We start from the raw sequence: 15,142 nt of genomic DNA, 5'->3' as shown, positions 1-15,142 counted from the left end.
AATCAGGCCTGGTCCAGGGCCGCGGCGATCCGATCCACCGCCACCTCCAGGTTCTCCCTGGAGGTGGCGAAGTTCAACCGTGCCCAACCCTCACCACCGGGGCCGAAGGTCACACCCTCATTGAAGGCAACCTTGGCATTGCGACGCAACCAGGCGGCCGGCATCTCCCGGTCCGGGATGGCGGTCTCCGAGAAATCCAGGAACATCAGGTAGGTGGCCTTGGGGTTGGTGGTTTTAATCCCCGGGATCCGCTTCGGCAGGTTCTCCACCAGCCAGTCCCGGTTGGCACGCAGATAATCCAGCTGCTCATGCAGGAACTCCCGACCCTGGTTGTAACAGGCGGTGGCAGCGAAAACGCCCAGAGTTCCGGTACCGTCCTTAATCACGCCATTCAACGCCCGCCAGGCCTTCACATCCTCATCATTGGAGAAGATCATCTGGGCACATTTCAGGCCCGCGATATTCCACGCCTTGGAGGTGGCGGTGACGGTGATGCACACCTTGGCAGCCAGCTCCGAGATGCTGGCGGCCGGCAGATGCGGACCTTCATACTGCAGCGGGGCATGGATCTCATCCACCATCAGACGGGCATCATAACGATCCGCCAGGGCCACCAGCTCATGCAGGAACTCCTCGGTGTAGGTGTATCCCAGCGGATTATGCGGGGAGCACAACACCAGGGAACCGGCACCATCAGCGAACTCCCGTTCCACCTCCGCCAGATCCAACCCATCGAAAGCGTCAATGAAGACCATCTCCCGGTCGGCGGCCTCCGGCAGATCCAGGAAAGGCATGTACGCCGGGGTCGGAATGATCACCTTCGACCCGGGGCGGGTCAGATACTTGATGCCCAGCAGCAGCCCACGCACCACATCCGGGACCGCGAAGATGCGCGCCGGGTCCGGCCGCCAACCGAACTCATCGGCGTAGAAATCGGAGAGGGCGTGCTGCATATCGTCATTGGCGGGGGTGTAACCGAAGGACTCCCGTTCCACCGCCGCCCGGATCTCATCCATCACCGCTTCGCAGGTGGTGAAATCGGATTCGGCGATGAACATGGGGAGCACGTCATCCTCATAGACCGTCCACTTACGGGTCTGCCGGTTCTTCAGTACTTCAAGAGAGGGGATCTGCATGACCACCAGTCTAGTAATCAACCCGCGGCATGACGGATTTGATTCACTGCTGGTGCAGTTCCTCTTCTTCCTCTTCGTGGTGATCGATCCCATCCGCCATGAAACCGAACTGCTTCAGGCGCCTGCGGTCCGCGGCATCGGTGGAGGCCGTCAGGGCGAGGAGCTGGGCATAAATACCACCGGAGGTCGCCAGCTCAGCGGGGGAGCCGACCTCACCCACCCTGCCGTCCTGCAGGGTGACAATGAGATCGACATCCGCGATCGTCGATAAGCGGTGCGCGATGATCAAGGTGGTGCGGTCTTCCATCAGCTCCTCCAGGCCGGCCTGCACCGCCCGTTCAGAACGAGTGTCCAGGGCGGAGGTCGCCTCATCAAGCACCAGCACCGGGGCATCCTTGAGCATGGCGCGGGCCACTGCCACGCGCTGCTTCTGTCCGCCGGACAGGCGCAGACCACGCTCACCGATGATGGTGTCATAGCCCTCCGGGAAGGCCATGATGAAACCGTGGGCATTGGCCCGCTTTGCGACGTCGATGACCTCGGCCTCGCTGGCATCGGGACGGCCGTAGGCGATATTTTCCCGGATCGACCCGGAAAACAGGCTCGCATCCTGGAAGACCACACCCACACTGGCGCGCAGCTCCGCCGCGGAAAGCTCAGCAATATCGCGGCCACAGATCTGCAACACCCCGGCGCTGGGGCGATACAGGCCCAACAGCAGATTCACCAGGGTGGACTTGCCACCACCGGACTCACCGACCAGGGCGATCCGCTGTCCCCGGTTGGCCTGGAAGGACACCTCCCGGATCACGGGCTCACCCCGGTTGTACTCGAAGGAGACATCCTCGAAGCTGATCACCGGATCCCCCGGCGGCAACGGGGCAGGGGTCTGATCCGCAAGATTCGGGGTTCCCGAAACCTGGGTGGTGGCCACCAGCTGGGCGTTGGCGGTGGGCTCAAACTCCTCCTCCATCACCTTGAAATAGTCCTTGGAACCGGCCACCGCCCGCTGCGCGGCATCCACCAGGAAACTGAGCATGAACACCGGCTGCTTGGCCATGTTCACCAGGGTCAGCAACAACACCATGTCACCCAGGCTGAAATAGCCGTGCAGGGTGCGGTAGAAGAGCACCAGATAAATACCGAAGAAGACGATGTTCATCGCCCCGCCACGCAGGAAATCCATCCAGTGCCAATAGCGGGACTGCCGCCGGGTGGTTTCCACCGTGGCGCCATAACGCCTGCCGAAGCTGGCCAGCTCCCGGACCTCCGCGACAAAGGACTTAACCACCTTGACCTGGCCGACGACCTCGGCGAAACGGCCGCCCGCCAGATCCACCTGCTCATTCTTCTCCGCCTCCAGGGCCTGCCACTTCACACTCGTCTTGGCGGTCAACCACATGTAGAGCGGGAAGATCAGGGCCAGCAGGATCGTCAGCGGCCAATAGTAGAAGGCGGTGATCACCATCACCGCACCCACCGTGATCACCATCGGGAAGAAGTTATTCGACACGGACTGCAGAAACTGGGTGATCGAGGTGATCGAACGATCCAGCCGGGCAATGATCGTGCCGGTGGAAGCGTTGTCATAGTAACGCTGCGGCAATGCCAGCAATTTGGCGTAATAGCGGGTGGAGAGGATCTGCCGCATCCGGGAGGCCATCACATCACCGATATAACCGCCGATATTGCTCATCAGCGTATTCGCCAGATCAGCCACCAACAGGCCCGCCGCCAGAACAACAATGGTGCGGGTCACCGCCGCAGCGGTGGTCTCCCCGCTGACCGCGGAAACAATGGTGTCAGTGGCTTCCCGGAGGATGAAGGGAGAGACCAGTCCCAGGGCAGCCACCAGAATGGAGCTTAAGATCACCCCCACATAGAAGGGCCATAAAGCAGAGGCACTACGCAGAATCCGTGCCAGAGAGCTCAAGGAATCAACCTTCCTGAAGTTTTCGGAGCACGGGCTGGTGCTCCCTCATGAAAATGTGATTATGCCATGGGCTCATAAGCCCGACACCTCCGCTAAGATAACGCCGGTAGAAGCTGGCGACCCCGCGGGCGAAACCCTGGGGAGCGCAGACCGAGACCCTCGGTACTCTTTTCCTTCCAGCGTCCGAGTCCCCCGCACGCTCCGAAACAGAAAGGACTCAACTCCAGTGAAGTTGAACCGACTGCTCGCCACTGCCACCGCGTCCTCGCTGCTCTTCCTCATCGGCTGCTCATCGGAGGAGGACCCCACCGGAGCAGAAGGTCTTGACGCAAGCTCCACCGCGGCAGCCCAACAAACCTTTGAACCCACCCCGGCTGACCCCATCTCCACCGATGACCTCAGCGAAACCCTCGTCGACCCCGGACTGAACGTGGAATGGACCATGTACGGGGCCAGCGTGGCACCCATGACCGGAGATGTGGTCATCCACGTCCGGATGAAGAACCTCAATGATGTCCCGGTGCCCCCGGACGTCATCGAAGGCCCCACCCTGTACGTCAACAACAATGGCACCCGCACCGAGATCGACCGGGTCAGCGATGACACCACCGAAATGTCCACCGGCCTGGACCTGCCCCTGGGTGTCGGTGCGACCACCAACCTGCAGTACGTCTTCGACACCACCACCGGCATGATCTGGGACGCTGAATTCCAGATCGGCAACGTCACCTTCGAAGGCGACCTCTTCTTCTAGGAAACCCGAGGGGCGGGGCCACCCCGGGGGTGGGGGAAACACCCCAAGGGGGAACCACAACCAGATCAGCACAGTCGGAATGTGGTGAGTACGACTGCCGGGAGCGTGACCGTGGGGGGACAACCCCCTGGGAAAGCGAGCTGGCAGGCGGACCACACACACACATATCCACATCATGCGGCAACCGCCTCCGGGACTGGGCGACACCACACACGATGAAGCCACCCAACGGGGCGTTCCGACATGCAGGTAATGGGGGTTACTTGAATGCACCTCGCTGATCTCAGCCGCACCCGACAGTCGTATTCCATCTCATCCATCTCACTCATCACCGCCCTGTTGCTGAGCGCACTGCTCTGCGTCTCCTGCGGCACCATCCCGGTCGCCGACGGAGAAACAGACACCCACCCAGCAGCGGGCAGCGAAACTGAGATGGCGGCGGAAACGGAACCGGAAACCACGGCACCGCTGATCGTGCTGGGGGAATTTGAGGGAGAGAGCGACACTTTCGACCTCTTCGACCCCTGCACGGAAATCCCCTGGGAGGTGTACCAGAAGGTGGGGTTTGTGGAGAGAGTGGGGGAGCCTTTTTATGATCTAGGGCTCTCTTCATCCTGCTCTCTTAAATCGCCCGCTGAGCAGGGACGCTTTGCGATGGTGAGGATTACGGGGGACAAAGTTCCTTATGACCGGATCGTGGAAACCGGATCCCTGATCGACACCACCGCAGAGTCTCGACTCCCCGGGGTCTACCACCATTGGTTGGGGTGGGAGGAAAATAGGCACTGTGCTGCCGCAATGCACACCACCCGGGGGAGGATCACGGTCAATTATTTCGACCGTGATCTGGAAGGACAGTTGGACGCGCTCTGCGCGAAAGCAAATAAGTACTTGGAAGACATCCATGAGCAGGCTGGGGGAGTCTAATGGAAATCACAATTGACACCGGATCGATTGAAAGTTCGATTGCGGAACTTGAACAGCTGGGTGATGTGGCAATGAACGCTGCCTCAACCGCCCACCAATCAACCTTGAACGGCAGTTTCTCCGGGGTTTCCGGCCTGGATCAGCTGGGTAGCGGGCATGGTGCCGTCATCACCGGTGGGCCGGGATCCGCGGTTGATGTGCTCAACTCCTATGCGGAGCAGATCCAGTGGCTGGGTGAGGCGCTCAAGGCCAGCTACACGGCGTTGACCGGGCAGAACACCTATGTCGGCCGGGGAATGGACATCGCTGATGAGGGCGGTGCAGTGGGTGCGGATGGTGTCAGCTTCCCGCAGCGTCCGATGCCCCGCTTCGAGAACTTCAGTTTCACCCCACCGGTGGTGACACCGGCGATGTCCATCGACCAGTTGGCGGCGGAGTTCTCGGCCACCAATATCGGTGCCGCCATCACAGCGGCGGCAACCTGGAAACAGCTTTCCACCTCAGTGGCGCAGGTCGCGGCGGGACTGCATGGGGTGGCGGGGAGGTTGGCCGCCGAGAACTCCGGGGATGTGATCACCGCGGCCGCCGAGAAAATCTCTGCGGTGGCCGCAGCGGGGGACACCTTTGCGGCGAATTCGGCGGTGATGACCACTTCGGTCCAGCAGTTGGCCGCGATCAAGAGCCAGGGTGCGGTGCAGGTGAACATGGCACGTTCCGCCCTGGCGGCCATTGTGGAACCGGTGGAGAAGATGGCTGCGGAGCGGGCTTTCCTGGTTGCTTTCCCGGCGAGTTTCTCCCCATCGGTGGTCACCGGGGTGCCGCCGATCCGGAATCTGATGTCGATGGATGGTGGGACTGGTGGTGGCGGGGAGATCGCCTTGGGAATGGACAGTGTGGCCGGTGATGGTCCTGTCCAGAGCACGGGCCTGAATCCCGCGGGTGCAGCTGCCAGCACCTCGGCGGCTTTCGAATCGGTGGGTGGTGGCAGTCAGTTCAGCACTGTGGAGAGTGGACTCAGCCAGTTGTCCCGGGTGGGGCATAATGCCTCCGAACTCAATAGTTTCGGGGCCGCTGATGAACTGGGAACCTTCAGTGCTGGTCTGGGTTCACCGTTGGCTTCCCCGATGAGCAACCTGGGTGGCATTCCGGGTGCGGCCCCCGGCGCAGGCAGCCAGGGTGCGTTCCCCGGGATCAATGCCGCCCTGGGGATGTCTCCGCTGGGTTCCCCGAAGTTCGGCGCAGCAGTCAGCACTCCCGGTACCGGCTCGGTCGGCGGGCTCCGCGGTGGGGCATCCAACCCCGGTGGGATCAACCCATCTGCGGCACTGCGGGGAAACTTTTCTCCGCTGCCCGCCCCGAATTTCACCTCCCCGACGTTGCCGGGCGGAAACCCGGGTTCCGGCCGGATTCCGGGTGTCCTGCCGGCCACCGGTTTGCCGACCACAGCTCTTCCCGGTGGTGGGTCTGGCCCTTCCTTTAATACGCTCTCCGGTGGTGCCCCTGGAATCTCAGGGGTTTCCGGGACCCCGACAGGTGGCATGGGTGCACCGATGATGGGTGGGATGGGTGCGCCAGGGCAGAACGGTGCCCAGAACAACCCCCTTACCCGTCCTGGTGTGGGCGGTGTCAGCGGCAATTCCCGCCTCACCTCCGGTGGTCTCAATGGCCCAGGTGGCACGGGGGGAGCTCCCCGCCTCAGCCACAGTGCTGCCCCGGGCTCGGTCGCAGGCCCCGGTGGGGCCGGTGCTGGTGCCCGCCCTGCGCTACCCGGTAGCGGAGCTGTTTCCGGTGATCCCCACCAGGCCCGTGGCCTCTCGGGGACCGGCGCCGGCAGTGGCATGGGTTCCGCCCACGCCAACGGCAACGTCAGCCCCGGCAGTAATGCCGGTGCCCATGCAGGCGGAACCCAGCAGGGCGCGCGGGGTGCGGGGTCAGCCACTGGGCGGGGGATGATGCCGATGATGGGTTCCCAGATGGGTGGGGCCCAAGGCAACCAGGGAAAGCCCAGCAAGGTGCGGACCGTGACCAGCGCCGTGGAGGAAGAGGGAAATATAGCGGATCTGCTGGGGGAACGCAGCCCGGTGGTGCCTGGAGTGATTGGGGCCTGGGTGCGAAATTAGAGTAGCCTTGAATGCATGAATCAGGACGTTGAACTGGTCGTTTTAGCCGATGAAAATGGCAACCCGGCTGGCACTGCCCTCAAGGCCACCATCCACACCGCTGACACACCGCTGCACTTCGCCTTCTCCAACTATCTGCTCGATGATCGTGGCAGGGTGTTGATGACCCGTCGCGCGTTGAGCAAGATCACCTGGCCGGGAGTCTGGACCAACAGTTTCTGTGGCCACCCCGGCCCGGGTGAATCCAATGAGGATGCGGTGCGTCGTCGGGCCGTCACCGAGGTGGGTCTGCCGGCGGAGTCGATCCTGGAGATCACCGCGATCCTCCCCGAGTTTCAGTACCGGGCGGTGGATTCCACCGGCATCGTGGAGTGGGAGATCTGCCCGGTTCACATCAGCCGTCTGGCACCCGGTCACCGTCCGGAGCCGAACCCGGAGGAGATCGACTCCTTCGACTGGATCGAACCGGCCGAGCTTTTCGCTGCGGTGGATGCCGCTCCCTTCGCCTTCAGCTCCTGGCTGGTGGAGCAGCTCAGTGACCAGAACCTGCGGCTGGCACTGACTGAGGCTTCCGCCAACCTGGCCACTGAGGAACTCAGCTAGCACAAGCTCAGCCCAGTAAGTTGCGCACCGCCCTGAGGGGGATATCCACCCACTCGGGGCGGTGGTCTATTTCATAGGCGACCTCATAAAGCGCCTTGTCCAGCACATAGGCGGACAGCAGCGGGGAGGCGGAGATCCCATAGCCTTCCAGCAGAGCTTCGGCGGACTGCTCCACCCAGGTGTGTGGGGCCTTGCCGTGGGCTGCCGCATAGTCCAGAGAGCGCAGCAGCCCGGCAATATCGCGGAGTGGGGAACCAGGGAGGCGGCGCTGCGCCAGGGGCCGGTCGGGTTCCCCCTCGAAGTCGATGAGCAGATACTCCTCCTCCGCCCGCAGGATCTGACCCAGGTGCAGGTCACCGTGGATACGTTGGATCGGGGTGGTACCAGGTTCCAGGTCACGGTAGAACTCCCGTGCCGCGGCCTCAAATTCCTTCAGCACCGGGGCTCTGCCCACCAGGCTGTCCAACCGTTCCTCCAATTCCCGGGCCAGTTCTGAAACTTCCCTCTGCTGCACCGGGAAAGCTTCGGCCAGGGCATGGTGCACCTTCCTGGTGGCTTCACCGATCAGGGCGGATTCCGGGGCGAAGGAGGCGTTGATGTGGGTGAACCCCAGGGCGTAATGCCAGCCGTCGACAGCATCGGGGACATATTCCTGGATCATCGCCAGCACATAGTCCTCACCTTCCAACTCAGCAGTGATCCAACCGCTGAGGGGGGCGATATTGGGGCAGTCGGGGATGGCGCGGAGCAGTTCCACATCAGGGTTGGTGCCGGGCTCGAGTTTGCGGAAGTACTTGATGATCACCTCGTCGCCGGTGTCATCCCCGAAGACCAGGGAGGTGTTGGACTGCTCGCCGGAATGTTCCCGGCCCCGCAGACCTGCCAGCTGCTCGGCACTGCCGTGGAGTTCACCCAACCCGGCTGGGGTGCCGCTGGCCAGGGCCTGACCCAGTTCGGTGGCCGAGTCGGCCAGGACATCGCGGTCCGCGGCGTCGATAAGCAGCTGGTAGAGGGAGCTGCGATCACCGTGATGCACCTGGGCCACAACGTGGCGGTGGCCCAGGGCCGGGGCTTCATGCCGGATCTCCACCCCGGTGATCTCTTCAGATTTTGAGCCGTAGAAACGTGCCTTTTCGAGCATGTCCTTCAGGGTGTCCATGATCCGCTCCCGTCTTCGCAGCTGTTTTCTCCACCCTAGAACAGTGCGGCCCGAAGATCAGCCCCAAAAAATCCGGCCCGGACATTCAGCGGAAAGTGGAGCGCACCATCTCCAGGGGATCGGAGACCAGTTCAAAACCGGCACCCGGCTCACTGATGTTCAGGCGCTGAGCCACCCGGCCCTGCGCCGGGGAGTAGGCACTCCACCCCGGCAACTCACCCCGGATGAAACGCAGGGCATCCAGGTGCAGCAGTTGCGCCACCTCCCGGACTCTGGGATCCGCAGCACGCGGACCCTCACCCAGATTGTGGAAGAGCAGTGGCACATCCCGGCTGTGCAGCGCCGGATCCTGCGCCGTGCCGGCATACTCCCGCAACCACACCGGCCCCGGCGCGTCTTCGGCGGCCCTGGCCACCCAGCGGCGGATCAGGGAATCGCTGAGGAATTGGCGGGCCAGGACCTCCGCCGGGATCTGTTCCTTCGCCTGTTTCAGATAATCACCGGGGCTTGCCAACCCCATCATTTTGCCCATGGTGCGCACCCCGGTGATGGCAGCTAAAGGTCCGGCTGCGTCGACGCGCCGGCCCACCTGATGGTGGTGGAATTCTTCCCGGGTGGTGCTCAACAGGATGGGGATATCGCTGAGCTCAGCGCCTTCGAAGAGAGCGGGTCCCAACGCCATGTCGGTGATGTGGCGGTTGCGGAAACGTCGGTAACCCCGGGAGAGCACCGCCGGGGAGGTTTCGCTGAGGGTGCTGCGGATGATGGGCTTGCCCAGGGCGGCCCGCAGCGAACCTTTACGCTGCTCGAAGGTCTGGCGGGGGAACGCCGGGGACATGGCCATGACGCGGCGGAATTCCCCCCGGAAGTGATCACGGCGCGTCAACCAGAGGGCGATGCCGGCCCCGGCGGATTGCCCGGCGAGAGTGACGTTGGTGGGGTCACCACCGAATTCCTCGATATTGCGCTGCACCCATTTCAGGCCGTGGAGGACATCATCGACCCCGCGGTAGTGGTCGACCACATCATCATGGAAGCGGATGAATCCCGGCAGCCCCAGACGGTAACCCAGGGTCACGGTGACCACCCCGGCACGTGCGAAGGCGTCACCCTGGGTGCGGGGGTCCTCATGGGAGCCGGTTTCATAGCGGCCACCGTGGATGTAGACCAGGACGGGCAGGTCCGCGCCGGGTGGGGTGCCGGTGGGGACGGTGACGGAGAGTGCGACGGCCCCGGGGTCGGCGTCGAGGGCGTCGATACGCGCGGCGGGGCTGAGTTCCGAGTCCCCGAAAATGCGGTATTGGAGGTGACGGATGGAGCGGAAGTGGGTGACTTCCTGCTCCGCCACCCCGAGGATGCTTCCGGCCTCGCAGTTGAGTTTCACGACTTCTCCCATGGTGCAGACTCTAGCAAGGTGGCCACGGCTACCATGGCTTGATATGAGTGATCAGAATCCGCTTCTCAGTCCTTCCGTCCTGCCTTATCTGCTGCCGGACTTCGCCGCGATCAGGGTGGAGCATTTCCTGCCCGCCTTTGAGGCTGCCCTGGCCGAGCATGACCGCGAGATCGCCGCGATCCTTGAGCAGGCCACGCCGGACTGGGAGAACACCGTGGAGGCCCTGGAGAAGGCCGGCCAGGCCCTGAGCCGGGTGTCGGCTGTGTTCTTCAACCTGCAGGGCACCGATTCCAGTCCGGAGTTCGATGAGATCGCCGGGGAGGTGGTTCCGCAGCTGTCCGCCCATTCGGACCGGATCTACCAGAACCCGGAGCTCTACGCCCGCCTGAAGGCGCTCACACCCCCAGCAGATGAGGAGTCCACCCGGCTGCATGAACACCTGCTGCGTGCTTTCCGACGCCGGGGTGCGGATCTCGACGAGGCCGGCAAGGCCCGGCTCAGTGAGGTGAACCAGCGGTTGTCGGTGTTGTCGGAGAACTTCGGCCGCAACCTGCTGGCAGATACCCGGGAACTTGCGGTCCGTTTCGATTCCGCTGCGGAACTGGCCGGTCTGGGTGAGGGCCGGATTGCTGCGGCCGCCGCCTACGCCGAGGAGACCGGGGTGGCGGGGTGGGTGCTGCCCCTGGAGCTGCCTACCGTGCAGTCCGCCCAGTCCGACCTGGATGAGCCGGCTTCCCGGGCGAAGCTTTATGAGGCTTCCCAGCGACGCGGTGAGGAGAAGAACCTGGCGGTGCTCCTGGAGACGGTGCGCCTGCGCGCTGAGCGGGCCCGCCTGCTGGGTTATGGGACCCATGCCGACTATGTGATTGAGGAGGAGACCGCCGGTAGCGCTGCCGCCGCCCGGGAACTGCTCTTCGACCTTTCCCCGGCGGCTGCCGCCAATGCCGCCGGTGAGCATAAACTGCTCACCGAGGCGGCCGCGGAAAAGGATGAGGAGGTCGCTGCCGCGGACTGGTCCTATTGGGAGAACAAGGTCCGGGAACGGGACTTCAACCTCGACACTGATCAGCTGCGCCAGTACTTCCCGTTGGATCAGGTGCTGCGGGATGGGGTCTTCTACGCTGCGCAGCGTCTCTACGGCATCCAGGTCACCCTGCGGGAGGATCTGCAGGGCTATGCCGAGGGAGTGCAGGTCTGGGAGGTCAGCGAGGCCGATGGTGAGGGCATCGGTTTATTGCTCACCGACTACTTCGGCCGCCCCAGCAAGCGGGGTGGCGCCTGGATGAGTTCCTTTGTCCGCCAGTCCCAGCTGTTGGGCACCAAACCGGTGGTGGTCAACGTCATGGGCATCACCAGGCCGAGTGATGGTTCCCAGCCGCTGCTGAGCATCGATGAAGTGACCACCCTCTTCCACGAATTCGGCCATGCCCTGCACGGTCTGCTCTCTGATGTGCGTTACCCCAGCTTCTCCGGGACCTCCGTTCCCCGTGACTATGTGGAGTTCCCCTCCCAGATCAATGAGAACTGGGCTTTCGACCCGGCGGTGGTGCGCAACTATGCTCGCCATGTGGACAGCGGTGAGATCATCCCCGGTGAGCTTCTCGACGCCGTGGAAGCCGCCCGCCAGTTCGGGCAGGGTTTCGCCACCTCGGAGTACCTGGCCGCCGCCATCATCGATCTGGCCTGGCATTCCCTGAGCCCCGAAGAGGTGGCTGAGGTCGGGGATGACCTGGCCGCGGTGGCAGCTTTTGAGGAGCGGGCCCTGAAGGAGGCCGGCCTGGTGGTGGAGGATCTTGCCCCGCGTTACCGCTCCACCTACTTCAACCACATCTTCGCCGGTGGCTACTCCGCCGGCTACTACTCCTACCTCTGGGCTGAGGCGCTGGATGCCGATGGTTTCGACTGGTTCCGGGGCTCCGGTGCTGCCGGGGAGCAGGCCGCTGAGGAAACGGTGCGTCGCACCGGGCAGCTTTTCCGGGAGCTGGTGCTTTCCCAGGGGGCTGCCCGTGACTTCAGTGGTGCTTTCGAGGAGCTGCGCGGCCGGGCCAAGGATGTGGGCCCCCTGCTGCGTCGTCGTGGTCTGGCCGGGGCGGCATGATTGACTGGATCACCCAGACCCTGACGCTGTCCCCGCTCTGGGTGCAGGCCCTGGTGGTTTTCGCGGTGGTGCTGCCGTTGTGTTCGCTGCTGGCGCTGGTGCTGATCCGGGTGCTGGATGTGCTGGTGGGGCAGGTCAAGCGAGTATTCTCCCGTTCCGGCAAGCGCGGAATCGGTGAAGTGGCTTCCGCGTCATAGAATAAGGGCTATCAACCGCAAAGGAATTGGAAGTTATGGCTAATCCCGAGGAACTCCGCAAGCAGGACCAACAGCTGCCCAGACAGAAGCGCAAATACCCGCAGTCCCGGGTCACCCAGGCCTTGGGGTTGCTGCTGGTGCTCGTGCTGGTGGCCTGGCTGGTCACCCTTTTCTAGGGGTCGTCCCCCCTGGGCAAGCAGCTGAACAAGGTCACGGACCGCGGCACCCCCCTCTCCTGGTAGGTGGGAGGGGGGAGTGTCGCGGTCCGTTGCTTTTTCGTGTTTCCCGGGTTTTCCCGGTGGCGGGATATGGCAGGAGGGGCTGATGAGGGGCACCGCTTCCAGGGGGATCTCCTGGGAGAAAGCAGAAGCGCCCCCCTTTGCGGCTGCGGGAAAATTAGGACTGTTTCCAACAGGGGTAATAGGGGGGCGCTCTACTTAGGGGTGGGGCCGCAAACCTGGGCGGCCCAACCCTTTTTAGTTCTTCCGGGGGCGTTTCGAAGCCTCGGCGACCGGGGCGAAGAGCTCGGCTTCGGCCAGATCCTCCAGCAGCACGGCCGTGCCCTCACCATCGCAGAGGGGGACACACCAGTTGGGGTAGAGATCCTTGGTGGTACCCGGCTGGTTCTGGGTGCGGCGGTCGCCCACCAGGTCCACCAGGGAGGTGCAGGTCAGTGCGGAGGGGGTGCCGGCGATGTGGCGGTGCAGACCAACCAGCAGATCCCTGGTCTTCCCGCGCTCATCACGCTGTGCGCCCTTGAAGCTGCGGCCTTCCAGCTCAGTGCCCCTGAAGCCACCGTTGTCGGCGATGCGATCCAGGATCTCGTTCTGCCAGGTGAGGTCCTCGGCATCTTCGTCCGCAGCATCCGTGGTCAGCACACCGAGACGCTCACGCAGCTCGATGTGCTCACCCTCGAGGTAACCGGCGGAGGGCGGCAGGTCGTGGGTGTTCACGGAAGACAGTGCCAGGGGGCGATATTCCCCCTGCTGGCGGGGGCCGCCGATGCTGGGGGAGTGCTCGAACCAGAGGATGGAGGTGCCCATGATGCCGCGCTCGGCGAGCACATCCTGCACCCAGGGTTCGAAGGTTCCCATGTCCTCCCCGACGACCACGGCACCAGCCCGCTCCGCCTCAAGCGCGAGGATCCCGACCAGGGCCTCATGATCGTAGGTGACATAGGTGCCGGTCGAGGGGGGCTGCATCCGCGGCATCCAGAAGAGGCGGAAGAGCCCCAGGATATGGTCCACGCGGATACCACCGGAGTGTCGCAACACGGTGCGCAGCAGGTTACGCCAGGGAAGGTAGCCTGCCTCGGCCAGCTTCTCCGGATGCCAGGGCGGCTGGGACCAGTCCTGGCCCTGCTGGTTATAGGGATCCGGTGGGGCACCCACCGAAGCATCGGGGGCGAGGACCTCAACAAGGTTGTTGGCGTCGGCACCACCGGGGTGGACACCGACCGCCAGGTCAGCCATCACACCGATGCTCATCCCGGCTTCAATGGCGCGCCGCTGCGCTGCGGCGAGCTGCTCATCGCAGAGGAACTGCAGCCACATGTAGAAATCGGCGAGTTCATCCACCTCAGGTGTGATCTGGTGGGCACTGAACTCCTGGACGTTGATCTCCTGCTGGGCGCACCAACGGGCGAAGTCCACCAGGCCCTGACCCTCACGCTTCTTGAAGGCCAGGTAGGCCTCGGCGCGTTCCCTGGTCCGCGGCAGGGCATAAAGCTCGCGCAGGACCTGCAGCTTCGCCTCATAGACCGGATTGCGTTCGATGATCTCCGCGCTGGAGTTGAGTTCCCGGAACCCCCGGGCCAGCTCCTCCACCTCGGCGCGCAAGGCCTTGTCCAGCATCACCAGCTCCGGCACATCCTCGATGCGCAGGTAGATGGGGTTGATGAAGCGGCGGGTGGTCGGCAGATAGGGGGAGTCCTCCGCCGGGGGGAAGGGCTCGGCGGCATGCATCGGATTGATGAGGAGGAAGTCAGCCTCGGCCTTTTCCGCCACGATCTCAGCCAGGGACCCCAGATCATGGAAATCGCCCATGCCCCAGGAATCCCGGGAACGCACCGAGTAGATCTGCGCCATCACACCGGTGGCCGGGGACGCCAGGTAACGGTCGGTGGTGGACAGGCGTGCCGGGGTGATGATCAGCCCACATTCGGTGTCCACACCCTCGGACTCCAACTGGATGCGGTGCCAACCCAGGGGCAGTTCCGCCGGCAGCTGGAAACTCGCCTCACCCCAGACCACCCCATCCACCTCGCGGGGCGGGGTCCAGTTCTCCACCTGGGTGGGGCTCAGGATCTCCCCGTCCTCCAGGATGATGCGGACCTCGGCGGGGGCACCATCATGGACGTGGACACTGAAGCTCTTCTGCTCACCGGCCACCGCCACCACACAGGCGGGCAGTGGGCGGGTGGCGGCCAGCTCCTCACGGTGTTTCAAAGCCGCACGCAGCATGGCCTCATCGACCGGGGTGTCCGCCTCGCCGAGCTCGACACCGAGGGCCCGCAGAATCTTGAGCAGGGTGTCCTCGGACACGATGACCTGCTCGCCGCTGCTGGCCCAGTACTCGGTGGCCACACCGTGTACGGTGGCCAGTTCCCTCAACGCATCGTGGTAAGTCACAAGGGGTGATTCTGCCATTAACCACCCGCTCCTGCTCCCCTAATTGAATATGAGGGGGTGGTTACTCCGGACCAGGGCGGGAAAGGCCGGTAGATTCTGGGGTGAGCGTCACATTCCTTCCCCCCTGGGACCGACCCCAGGTGTGCTCGAGATCAGGTGTCTTCCCGGGAAACCTCAGGTCGGGGAGAG

Annotated in this window: 12 protein-coding genes; 7 read left to right on the top strand and 5 right to left on the bottom strand. The window is 63.7% G+C overall.

Annotated elements, in window-relative coordinates; translation table 11 throughout:
- Window positions 1-2 precede the first annotated feature (2 nt).
- Both COCCU_RS10040 and COCCU_RS10035 read right to left on the bottom strand, forming a co-directional pair.
- Window positions 3-1,136 carry a MalY/PatB family protein gene (locus tag COCCU_RS10040; RefSeq protein ID WP_156231377.1) on the bottom strand — a complete coding sequence of 378 codons (1,134 nt, stop codon included), beginning with the start codon at window positions 1,134-1,136 and terminating at the stop codon, window positions 3-5.
- A gap of 43 nt (window positions 1,137-1,179) precedes the next feature.
- Complete coding sequence (locus tag COCCU_RS10035) at window positions 1,180-3,069, bottom strand: ABC transporter ATP-binding protein (RefSeq protein WP_156231376.1); 1,890 nt, start codon at window positions 3,067-3,069, stop codon at window positions 1,180-1,182.
- A 226-nt stretch (window positions 3,070-3,295) separates the two neighbouring features.
- Between COCCU_RS10035 and COCCU_RS10030 the strand changes: the two genes are divergently transcribed.
- The 4 genes from COCCU_RS10030 (at window position 3,296) to idi (ending at window position 7,473) form a co-directional block, all read left to right on the top strand.
- Complete coding sequence (locus COCCU_RS10030) at window positions 3,296-3,823, top strand: hypothetical protein (protein ID WP_156231375.1); 528 nt, start codon at window positions 3,296-3,298, stop codon at window positions 3,821-3,823.
- Window positions 3,824-4,090: 267 nt separating this feature from the next.
- Window positions 4,091-4,750, top strand: coding sequence for a DUF3558 family protein (locus COCCU_RS10025; protein ID WP_156231374.1), 660 nt, complete (start codon window positions 4,091-4,093; stop codon window positions 4,748-4,750).
- A complete protein-coding gene (locus tag COCCU_RS10020; protein ID WP_156231373.1) occupies window positions 4,750-6,870 on the top strand; it encodes a hypothetical protein in 2,121 nt (706 codons plus the stop codon). Before COCCU_RS10025 ends, COCCU_RS10020 begins: the two co-directional genes overlap by 1 nt.
- 15 nt (window positions 6,871-6,885) lie before the next feature.
- The gene (gene idi / locus COCCU_RS10015; RefSeq protein WP_156231372.1) at window positions 6,886-7,473 is read left to right on the top strand and encodes an isopentenyl-diphosphate Delta-isomerase; all 588 of its coding nucleotides are present in this window, start codon (window positions 6,886-6,888) and stop codon (window positions 7,471-7,473) included.
- 7 nt (window positions 7,474-7,480) lie between these two features.
- Here idi and COCCU_RS10010 read toward each other — a convergent pair whose 3' ends face one another.
- Both COCCU_RS10010 and COCCU_RS10005 read right to left on the bottom strand, forming a co-directional pair.
- Window positions 7,481-8,632, bottom strand: a complete 1,152-nt coding sequence (locus COCCU_RS10010) for a phosphotransferase (RefSeq protein WP_156231371.1) — start codon at window positions 8,630-8,632, stop codon at window positions 7,481-7,483.
- An 85-nt stretch (window positions 8,633-8,717) separates the two neighbouring features.
- Entirely contained in the window at window positions 8,718-10,028 is a 1,311-nt protein-coding gene (locus COCCU_RS10005) for a carboxylesterase family protein (protein WP_156231370.1), read from the bottom strand.
- A 43-nt stretch (window positions 10,029-10,071) separates the two neighbouring features.
- Here COCCU_RS10005 and COCCU_RS10000 point away from each other — a divergent pair, with 43 nt between their 5' ends.
- The 3 genes from COCCU_RS10000 to COCCU_RS09990 are packed head-to-tail and all read left to right on the top strand — an operon-like array spanning window position 10,072 to window position 12,499.
- Window positions 10,072-12,126: a M3 family metallopeptidase gene (locus COCCU_RS10000; protein ID WP_156231369.1), complete on the top strand. Its 2,055-nt coding sequence runs from the start codon at window positions 10,072-10,074 to the stop codon at window positions 12,124-12,126.
- A complete protein-coding gene (locus tag COCCU_RS09995) occupies window positions 12,123-12,323 on the top strand; it encodes a hypothetical protein (protein WP_156231368.1) in 201 nt (66 codons plus the stop codon). The genes COCCU_RS10000 and COCCU_RS09995 overlap by 4 nt, the downstream gene beginning before the upstream one ends.
- Window positions 12,324-12,358: 35 nt before the next feature.
- The gene (locus tag COCCU_RS09990) at window positions 12,359-12,499 is read left to right on the top strand and encodes a hypothetical protein (protein WP_156231367.1); all 141 of its coding nucleotides are present in this window, start codon (window positions 12,359-12,361) and stop codon (window positions 12,497-12,499) included.
- A 300-nt stretch (window positions 12,500-12,799) separates the two neighbouring features.
- Here the strand turns inward: COCCU_RS09990 and malQ are convergent, their stop codons facing one another.
- Window positions 12,800-14,953 carry a 4-alpha-glucanotransferase gene (gene malQ / locus COCCU_RS09985; protein ID WP_197088338.1) on the bottom strand — a complete coding sequence of 718 codons (2,154 nt, stop codon included), beginning with the start codon at window positions 14,951-14,953 and terminating at the stop codon, window positions 12,800-12,802.
- Between the last annotated feature and the right edge of the window lie 189 nt (window positions 14,954-15,142).

The organism is Corynebacterium occultum, from assembly GCF_009734425.1.
Taxonomy (GTDB): Bacteria; Actinomycetota; Actinomycetes; order Mycobacteriales; family Mycobacteriaceae; genus Corynebacterium; species Corynebacterium occultum.
The sequence above is the reverse complement of the archived record's forward strand: the minus strand, read 5'-3'. Positions and strand labels throughout refer to the sequence as shown.